Source organism: Bradyrhizobium sp. UBA2491, from assembly GCF_002341725.1.
In the GTDB taxonomy this organism is placed as follows: domain Bacteria; phylum Pseudomonadota; class Alphaproteobacteria; order Rhizobiales; family Xanthobacteraceae; genus Bradyrhizobium.
Genome location: NZ_DDOP01000103.1, coordinates 1 through 7443, shown reverse-complemented (window position 1 = coordinate 7443; position 7443 = coordinate 1). Strand labels below are relative to the sequence as shown.

Annotated in this window: 12 protein-coding genes; 9 read left to right on the top strand and 3 right to left on the bottom strand. The window is 61.2% G+C overall.

The features are described 5' to 3' along the window. Positions 1 to 215 precede the first annotated feature (215 nt). The 6 genes from B2W55_RS33370 to B2W55_RS33345 all read left to right on the top strand — a co-directional run bounded on the left by B2W55_RS33370 (position 216) and on the right by B2W55_RS33345 (position 2976). Positions 216 to 374: a hypothetical protein gene (locus B2W55_RS33370; RefSeq protein ID WP_168200218.1), complete on the top strand. Its 159-nt coding sequence runs from the start codon at positions 216 to 218 to the stop codon at positions 372 to 374. Positions 375 to 537: 163 nt separating this feature from the next. Further along, positions 538 to 729 (top strand): hypothetical protein, encoded by a 192-nt coding sequence (locus B2W55_RS33365; protein ID WP_024579542.1) that lies wholly within the window; start codon positions 538 to 540, stop codon positions 727 to 729. A gap of 33 nt (positions 730 to 762) precedes the next feature. After that, positions 763 to 1038, top strand: coding sequence for a hypothetical protein (locus B2W55_RS33360; protein WP_024579543.1), 276 nt, complete (start codon positions 763 to 765; stop codon positions 1036 to 1038). 56 nt (positions 1039 to 1094) lie between these two features. Then, on the top strand, positions 1095 to 1511 hold the full coding sequence (locus B2W55_RS33355) for a hypothetical protein (RefSeq protein WP_024579544.1): 417 nt from the start codon (positions 1095 to 1097) through the stop codon (positions 1509 to 1511). A gap of 71 nt (positions 1512 to 1582) precedes the next feature. Then, complete coding sequence (locus tag B2W55_RS33350) at positions 1583 to 2608, top strand: NAD-dependent epimerase (protein WP_371412450.1); 1026 nt, start codon at positions 1583 to 1585, stop codon at positions 2606 to 2608. Between the two features lie 38 nt (positions 2609 to 2646). Then, positions 2647 to 2976 (top strand): hypothetical protein, encoded by a 330-nt coding sequence (locus B2W55_RS33345; RefSeq protein ID WP_244442134.1) that lies wholly within the window; start codon positions 2647 to 2649, stop codon positions 2974 to 2976. Between the two features lie 563 nt (positions 2977 to 3539). Here B2W55_RS33345 and B2W55_RS33340 read toward each other — a convergent pair. Continuing rightward, the gene (locus B2W55_RS33340) at positions 3540 to 3785 is read right to left on the bottom strand and encodes a hypothetical protein (RefSeq protein ID WP_145987186.1); all 246 of its coding nucleotides are present in this window, start codon (positions 3783 to 3785) and stop codon (positions 3540 to 3542) included. Between the two features lie 28 nt (positions 3786 to 3813). Between B2W55_RS33340 and B2W55_RS33335 the strand changes: the two genes are divergently transcribed. Then, complete coding sequence (locus B2W55_RS33335) at positions 3814 to 4023, top strand: hypothetical protein (RefSeq protein WP_024579547.1); 210 nt, start codon at positions 3814 to 3816, stop codon at positions 4021 to 4023. 161 nt (positions 4024 to 4184) lie between these two features. Here B2W55_RS33335 and B2W55_RS33330 read toward each other — a convergent pair whose 3' ends face one another. Next, positions 4185 to 4373 carry a hypothetical protein gene (locus B2W55_RS33330; RefSeq protein ID WP_024579548.1) on the bottom strand — a complete coding sequence of 63 codons (189 nt, stop codon included), beginning with the start codon at positions 4371 to 4373 and terminating at the stop codon, positions 4185 to 4187. Positions 4374 to 5026: 653 nt separating this feature from the next. Between B2W55_RS33330 and B2W55_RS33325 the strand changes: the two genes are divergently transcribed. Beyond that, positions 5027 to 5401, top strand: coding sequence for a helix-turn-helix domain-containing protein (locus B2W55_RS33325; protein ID WP_024579549.1), 375 nt, complete (start codon positions 5027 to 5029; stop codon positions 5399 to 5401). Positions 5402 to 5431: 30 nt separating this feature from the next. Here B2W55_RS33325 and B2W55_RS33320 read toward each other — a convergent pair whose 3' ends face one another. Continuing rightward, positions 5432 to 5737, bottom strand: a complete 306-nt coding sequence (locus B2W55_RS33320) for a hypothetical protein (RefSeq protein WP_024579550.1) — start codon at positions 5735 to 5737, stop codon at positions 5432 to 5434. A 104-nt stretch (positions 5738 to 5841) separates the two neighbouring features. Between B2W55_RS33320 and B2W55_RS33315 the strand changes: the two genes are divergently transcribed. Beyond that, positions 5842 to 7284 carry an undecaprenyl-phosphate glucose phosphotransferase gene (locus B2W55_RS33315; RefSeq protein WP_024579551.1) on the top strand — a complete coding sequence of 481 codons (1443 nt, stop codon included), beginning with the start codon at positions 5842 to 5844 and terminating at the stop codon, positions 7282 to 7284. The last annotated feature ends 159 nt before the right edge of the window (positions 7285 to 7443 follow it).

Below are 7443 nucleotides of genomic sequence, written 5' to 3'. Positions count from 1 at the left end.
GCGCATGGATTGCTGCAATCCCGGAAGTCAGATCCTGATGATGGCCGCGTCAAGTTTTCCCGAGCATTCGCGGAAAGCTTTCCGAGCGACGGCGCGCGGTTCGAGACCTCGCAAGATCTGTGATGTGCAGGGGCGAAGGGCCGCCTCGCGCAGCGTCACGAGATCATCGAAATTGATTGCTAGCTGATTTGAATCAGATCTGCTTTGAGCTTGAGATGTTCTATCGGCAAGAAGAAAAAACGTCGCTGTTGGCTCGCCTCAGGGAGAAAAGCGCTTCAGGCGTCTTCGTCGGGCTGACGGTGCTGGCGATGGCAGGGTGGATCTATCTTCTCAGCTCGATGTTCCTGAAATTCATGCTGTGGTGGTTTTCCTGAGGCGCGCCGCCGCGCGGGAAACTGCCGGTATTGGCGCTGATCATTGCTGCGCCGTTCGATTGCACAAAGATTCCAGCGGCTGAACATTGTTTCGGCGCCCTCCATCATGATGTTGTCACAACTCTGAATGTTAATAACATTCAGACTAACATGGGCAATCGTGATGCTTACTCCCGTTCTGATTCTCGCGGCGACGTTCGTCGCAGGCTTCTTCGCCGGTTTCGCCGCGCGCTCCTTGCGATCGCATCAGCGCCGGGCGCGCCATCGGGTCTACGCGCCCCACGTGGCGCCGCCGCCGGCCAATTCGTCCAGACGGCCGGTCAGCGCGTTCGGCCATGTGCGCCGCGCCTTCTAGTTCGAGGGACGCAGGCGAGGGAACCTGGACAGCATGCGTGATCTCAGAGGGCAGTCGCCAAGGCGCTATGTCGCCGATGTCAGTGGTCGGCGGGTACTGGTCGGCCTTACGCTCGAAGAGACCTCGGAGTTCGAGGATCTCGACACTTCCCTTCCGACGTTGCACGGCCGGGACGAGCCGGGCGTCGGGCTGGTGACGCCAGTCGAGGGGCGATGGCTCGAGCTCTACGACAAGCACGACAAGGCCTGGATCAAATGGAAGGCCGATCTGAGGGCCGGGGAACAGGGCAATTCACCGTTTTTTAACTAAGACCGGGCGATTTTCGACCGATACTGCCTGATTGGGCCCGGACCGGATCCTGACCGATGTTTCAGCTGTTTTTGCGGGCTCGCGCGCATGACCTGATCAGGTCGCGGCGCGGCGGGGAAGGTTTCAAGGCGCGCTCGGCCGAGCGGGACGCCGAGACCGATCGTGCCCGGATCGGATCGATCATGGCGGCGATCGAAGCCGCGTTGCAGGCCGCCGAAAGCGAGCAATCCGGCCTCGGCCGCCGGGTCGATGATGTGCTGGCGCGTGCCGCGGTGACGCTCGGCAACGGCACCGACGAATATCTGGAACGCGAGGCGCTTGACAACTATCATCAAGACCTGTTTGACGCCGAAATATCCAACGGCCAGCGTCGGCTGAAGGAATTGGCGACCGAGATCGCGCACTTCAAGTTCATGAAGGCCGCGGTGCTGAGCCGTTTCCCGGACTACAAAGCTCCGGCGGCCGGCAACTGACGCGTCTTGCGGCGGGAACGCATAGGCCGCAGCGGCTCCCGGCGAACGGCGAAAGGTACAGGCAGGACGTGGTGATCGCAGGCAACCTACTCGTCACGGGCTGCGCCGGCTTTATCGGTTTTCACCTGACGGAGCAGCTGCTGCGGGCAGGGCAGCCGGTGATCGGCATCGACAATCTCAACGATTACTATGACCCGGCGCTGAAGCGCGCGCGCCTCGATCTGCTCAAGCAGCACCGCGGCTTCACATTTCTGGAACTCAATCTCGCCGATCGCGCCGGCATGAAGGCGCTGTTCGAGCGTTATCGCTTCGAGGTCGTGGTGCATCTCGCTGCTCAGGCCGGGGTGCGCTATTCCCTGCAGAATCCGCATGCCTATGCGGAGTCCAATCTGGAGGGCTTCCTCAACATCCTCGAAGGTTGCCGCCATACCGGGTGCCGACACCTGTTGTTTGCGTCCTCATCGTCGGTCTACGGCGCCAATACAAAGTTGCCGTTTTCGATCCACGACAACGTCGACCATCCGGTCAGCCTGTACGCCGCGACCAAGAAGGCCAACGAGCTGCTCGCGCATTCCTACAGCCACCTCTATCGCATCCCGACGACCGGGCTGCGCTTCTTTACCGTGTATGGGACCTGGTACCGGCCGGATATGGCGCTCTATGCGTTCGCCGACGCGATCACCAAGGGCAAGCCGATCCAGCTGTTCAACAACGGCAACATGCGGCGCGACTTCACGTACGTCGATGACGTGGTCGAGGCGATGGTGCGGCTGATCGGCCGCGCGCCCGCGGGGGACGGCAACTGGTCCGGAACTCATCCCGATCCCGGGTCGAGCAAGGCGCCCTGGCGGGTCTACAATATCGGCAACAGCAGGCCGGAAGAACTGATGCATGTGGTGGCGCTGCTCGAACAGGGCTTCGGCCGGACGGCCGAAAAGCAGTTGCTGCCGATGCAACCTGGGGATGTTCCGGAGACGTCGGCCGATGTCTCCGATCTGGAGCGCGAAATCGGTTTTCGGCCGCAGACGCGGATCGAGGACGGTATTGCCAAATTCGTCGCCTGGTATCGGGCCTACCACGACGTCGACCGGATATAGCGCCACGGCCGCAGTCGGCGCGTCACGATCTCATCTTCTTGTTCAAAGATGATCTCGCCGGGAAAATCGCCGCGAGAAAATCTGCGTCGGTTGCGGAACGGAGGCGCGCAATGAGAGTTATCGGTGGTTTTGCCGCCGCTGCAACCATGATCCTCGTCGGCAATGCCATCGCGCCGGCGCACGCGATCAGCGCCCAGGCGGCGCGCGCCTGCGATGCCCTGGTCGCGAAGGCATTTCCGCCGCGACAGAAAGGCAATCCTGCGTCGGGCAGCGCGATCGGCAACGCAAAGGACCAGCGCGACTACTTCAACAGGTGTCTCGCCAATGGCGGCAAGATCGACGACGACACGTCCACCAAAGTGAAATAGCGCGCGATCGCGACGCGCGATCCGAATTAGAGATGCTTATGGCGGCGCAGCGCCAGTATCCGCCACGATGCAAGAGCAGGGCATTGAGATCGAGAACGAGGCGCGAAGGCTTCGGTCCGTCGGCCGAGGCCGGGTCGTTTCGGCGACGCGCGTTGTGAACTAGAATAACATTGTCGGGTTTGGCCCCGATCGCGGCGATAACATCGTCCAGGATCGGACGCGCAGCGTTGAAACATTTCTCCGCGTCGTCCTATCAATCAGAATCGATCGGATCCGGCGCTGTTTCGCTATCTGTAACGGTTCGAAATATTTCCGATCAGTGCTGCAGACCATGTGTGTCGCCTCATCCATGCCGCTCGGTTCAACCTGTTATGCACGGAGCGCGACCGATTGATTGCCCGCAGCAGATTTTGTGTCTGCACGCTGCGTTTGGTGGAATATCTGGTTCGGTCCTCGCACGCGCCGTCAAAGCGCATGCCATCGACGTGTCGACATTGCGATGACCGGCAGATGCTTCGATCGGCTTCGATGACGATGGCGGGATCAACGATCGCCGAATGATTTCATGCTCTTGGTTGCGTCTCGTGACCAGTCCGGCAGCGCTCATCCTTGCCGCGTGTCGCATCGTCGCCGCTTTCTCCGGTCGCGACGACACAATACAGCCATCGATTCAATGTTTCGCGATCAGGTTGTGGAACCCGATCGGGAAATTTTTTGTCGGAGCCGTGTTGGTCGCAAACCTGCCCCATTATTTCCTTTCCATGTGCGTGATCCGTCTCTGTCATCGAAACTTCAATCACATCGCTCATACCGTTAACTGCAGAGCGAGGGCGCGCCATGAAGCAGCACAAGATTCAACATTTGCATCAGCCGATCGAAGAGGCGTTGCTCGCGACCAATCAATCGCTGCGCAACGAGGTCGTTGCGCTGATGCTGGACATCGCTGAGCTGCGTGAGATACACGAGCGCCCGGTCGCGTCACGCTCGTTCAGTGCGTCCCGTGAGCAGACCAGCCCGCGCGTCGCGTTGCGCCGGCTTCATCGCTGACATTCGTCGCCCGGGCAATTGCGTCACGTCGCGTCGGAATGGCGAGCGTGATCGAGGTATAGAAAACTCAATTTAAGATTGAATAGTGAATTGGCCGGATTCATCAGGGCGTCACCGCCTGATGAGCTTCCGGCCGGATCGGCGCTTGAGAGGAGAGCCGGTCAGTGCTCGTGCCGCACAGGCTTGTGCCTCACGGCCTCGCACAGGCGCTCGCGCAGGATCCGGGTCTGCAAGACCAGCTCGACGGCGGTGTGTCGCAATTCGAAATTCTCCGCGACGAGGCGTTCCAAGGCGTCGGTCGCCTCGCTGGAAGCGGTTTGGTTCCCTTCGAAAACCTTGAGACGCGCCATGGCTACGATCCTCGCAAAAGTGTTGATCCGGGACCGGCTCCGACACGTGTCGGCGCGGACCTGGTTCTGGAGTCGGGCGGTTGTGGCTCCGCCTGATGGCGATCGGTGGGAAAGCGCCTAATCGATAAATTGGTGGACGAGCTACGTACGTTAGGTTTTGCGAGAATGATCCTCAAATATGTTGAGGGTCTCGCCGCATGTAACATCCATGTAACTACCGCCACGCAGCGGCGCCTGCAAGCCGTCGGATCCGAAGGTCGCGCGATTAATTTGTTAGAATTTTGTGAAACTTTTGGTGGGCTTGCCGCGTCGATATCGTATGAAGGCATGGCGCACTCGCAATCCGTCAGAGGACCGATTGGATACTGTCATGTGCTCATGCAAGGGGTGCGCCAGTTGCGCTGATCAACTTCTCATACGCAGTTGGTCGTATAACTTTTCCTATCAGAGGCGTTCTGCGCGGGAATTATCGCTCACGTCGTTCGGTAACTACCTTGCAGCTACGCTGTTTCTTCGCACACTATGTCGCTGCCGACGGCAAGTTCGAGGCCCCGCAATGCCCCCGGGAAACCTTCAATTTGAATTTTCTGTTGCATTTACATAGCTTATAGGCCATGCGATTATTGCTAATCTAGGGGGCAATGAGATGACCAATGAGGCGTCATTCTACTGAGGAAATAACTTCCAAGGTCAAGCAGGCCGAGGAACTGATGGCGCGGGGGCAATCACAGGCCCAAGCGTGCAAGGTGCTGGGCGTCAGCGTGATGACATTTCACCGCTGGCGCAAGCAGGAGGCCGCGCGCGGTCACCAGGCGAATGGTAGCGTTACCGAATTCGCCGCTCACACCGATGGTCGCGATGGGGGCCCCCCTAACCGAAACCGTATTGACGAATTGCGGCTGGAAAATGAACGGCTGCGACGGATCGTAACTGACCTGCTGCTCGAGAAGATGAAGATCGAGGAGAAGCTCGCGCTCCGGTCCGGCAACGGCAACGGCTTGCCCCGCCGCGGCGAAGTGCAGAGCTGAACGCAGCGGGTCCTGTTGAGGACTATCCTGTTAGTGGATTCGTGAAGGCCTGGGAGCCAGCAGCAGCTGGTCGCTCAGATGCGCCTTTTCCGACCTCGCGCGCAGATCCTCGAAGATCGGCCGGAGCCTGTCCTGGGCGAGGTCCAGGCCTTTGACGATGTCCTGATTCGGCATGTCAGCCGGGAAGCGGGCGGCGCGCAGCTTTGTCTCGGCTGCCTTGACCAGCATCTCGACATCGTCGCGATGCTTGCCTGCGACCAGCTCGGCCCCCATCAGGCGGATCAGGTGAAGGAGGGCCACCAGCGCGGCCTCGGTTTCGCCAGCCGATGAACTCATGGGCGCGCCCTCGGATGCTCGTTACGCGACATTCCCGGGCCTTGCGAGCCGGCGACCTGCCTGATAATAGACATGTGAATTGTTAACACTAATGTTAACTCCTGATGGCCGACCTTTCGGATGCTCAACTGGCGAAGGCACCGGCTCATTTCGGCGCCTTCCCGTTCGCTTTTGCCTCCCTTGAAGGATTTGCCGTCGCCGTCGAGATGATCGTCGTCGTGTTGTCCAGCATCGTTGGCGGTGCGGCCTATCATTTGTTCTACTATCACACAGTCTATAGCAACAGCTTCGAGGGTTTTCTAGGGATCGGGGTCCTGGCGGCGATCCTGTTCATGTTCGTGGCCAAGTCCCAGGGGCTCTACAACGCGCAGGTGCTGGCCGGCCTCGACCGGCGCTGGAGCAGCCTGCTCGGCGGATGGCTGCTGGTCGTCCTGCTGATGACCCTGATCATCTTCCTGCTGAAAGTGGGCGCCGGCGTCTCGCGCGGGTCGGTGATGTCGTTCGGTCTGATCGGCGGCGTTGGCCTGGTGACCGGACGGATGCTGCTACAGGCGCCGCTGCAACGCGCGATCGACCGCGGCATGCTGGCCGCCCGCCGCGCGGTCGTGGTCGGGACGGCGGACGAATTGTCACGGGTGCGGCTGTCGAGCCTGCTGCGCGATTTCGGTCTCAGCGAGATCCGGCGAGTTCAGCTCGCCGAACTGTCCGGCGATCAGGACGACCGGGCGGCGGTGGCGTCAGCCATCCGCGCGGCGCGGGAATGCGCCGCCGACGAGATCGTGCTGGCCATGCCCTGGCAGCAGGAGCCGCGCATCCAGTCCGTATCCGATCAGCTGCGGGCGTCACCGCTGCCGGTGCGGCTGCTGCCGGATCGGACCGCGGAACGATTCCTGGCGCTGCGGATGGTGGCGACCGGCCCGATCCCGACGCTGGAAATGCAGCGCTCGCCGCTGACCTCGCTCGAGCGCGCCGGCAAGCGGCTGTTCGACGTCGTGGCGGCTGCCGGCCTGTTGCTGCTGTTCACGCCGCTCCTGATCGGAACCGCGATCGCGATCAAGCTCGACTCCAGGGGACCGGTCCTGTTCCGGCAGCGCCGCAACGGATTCGACGGCAGGCCATTCCACATCCTCAAGTTCCGCTCGATGCATGTGCTCGAGGATGGCGATGTGATCGTGCAGGCCTGCGCGAACGATCCGCGGCTCACCGGGATCGGCGCGACGTTGCGCCGCCGCAGCATCGACGAGTTGCCGCAGCTCGTGAACGTGTTGCGCGGCGACATGTCGCTGGTCGGACCGCGACCGCACGCGCTGGCGCATGACGACAAATATTCGAAGCTGATCGCGAGCTATGCGCAGCGCCAGCACGTCAAGCCGGGCATCACCGGTCTTGCGCAGGTGCACGGACTGCGCGGCGCGACGCCGGCGATCGAGGACATGGAGCTGCGGGTCGCACACGACCTCGCCTACATCAAGAGCTGGAGCTTCATGCTGGACCTGCGCATCCTGTTGCGCACGGTCGGCGAGGTGCTGCGTCACACGGATAGTTGAACCGCGCTCGCGCGCCGACGCGCTGGAGGAAGCCGGCTCGCAGTTTTCCGGACCGAGCTTTCGAGCGTTGTCGAGCGAAGTGGATACCGGTTCGCGTGTAGAAAACGCGTCAAGACAAGAACCTAGAGCCCCGTTCCGATTTCATCGGAGCGGGAAAGG

Excerpts from the sequence above, each read along its gene's own strand:
- B2W55_RS33330 (WP_024579548.1), bottom strand. The coding sequence starts at position 4,373 with ATGGCGCGTCTCAAGGTTTTCGAAGGGAACCAAACCGCTTCCAGCGAG.
- B2W55_RS33355 (WP_024579544.1), top strand. The coding sequence starts at position 1,095 with ATGTTTCAGCTGTTTTTGCGGGCTCGCGCGCATGACCTGATCAGGTCG.
- B2W55_RS33315 (WP_024579551.1), top strand. The coding sequence starts at position 5,842 with ATGGCCGACCTTTCGGATGCTCAACTGGCGAAGGCACCGGCTCATTTC.
- B2W55_RS33365 (WP_024579542.1), top strand. The coding sequence starts at position 538 with ATGCTTACTCCCGTTCTGATTCTCGCGGCGACGTTCGTCGCAGGCTTC.
- B2W55_RS33360 (WP_024579543.1), top strand. The coding sequence starts at position 763 with ATGCGTGATCTCAGAGGGCAGTCGCCAAGGCGCTATGTCGCCGATGTC.
- B2W55_RS33340 (WP_145987186.1), bottom strand. The coding sequence starts at position 3,785 with ATGAGCGATGTGATTGAAGTTTCGATGACAGAGACGGATCACGCACAT.
- B2W55_RS33370 (WP_168200218.1), top strand. The coding sequence starts at position 216 with ATGTTCTATCGGCAAGAAGAAAAAACGTCGCTGTTGGCTCGCCTCAGG.
- B2W55_RS33325 (WP_024579549.1), top strand. The coding sequence starts at position 5,027 with ATGAGGCGTCATTCTACTGAGGAAATAACTTCCAAGGTCAAGCAGGCC.
- B2W55_RS33335 (WP_024579547.1), top strand. The coding sequence starts at position 3,814 with ATGAAGCAGCACAAGATTCAACATTTGCATCAGCCGATCGAAGAGGCG.
- B2W55_RS33320 (WP_024579550.1), bottom strand. The coding sequence starts at position 5,737 with ATGAGTTCATCGGCTGGCGAAACCGAGGCCGCGCTGGTGGCCCTCCTT.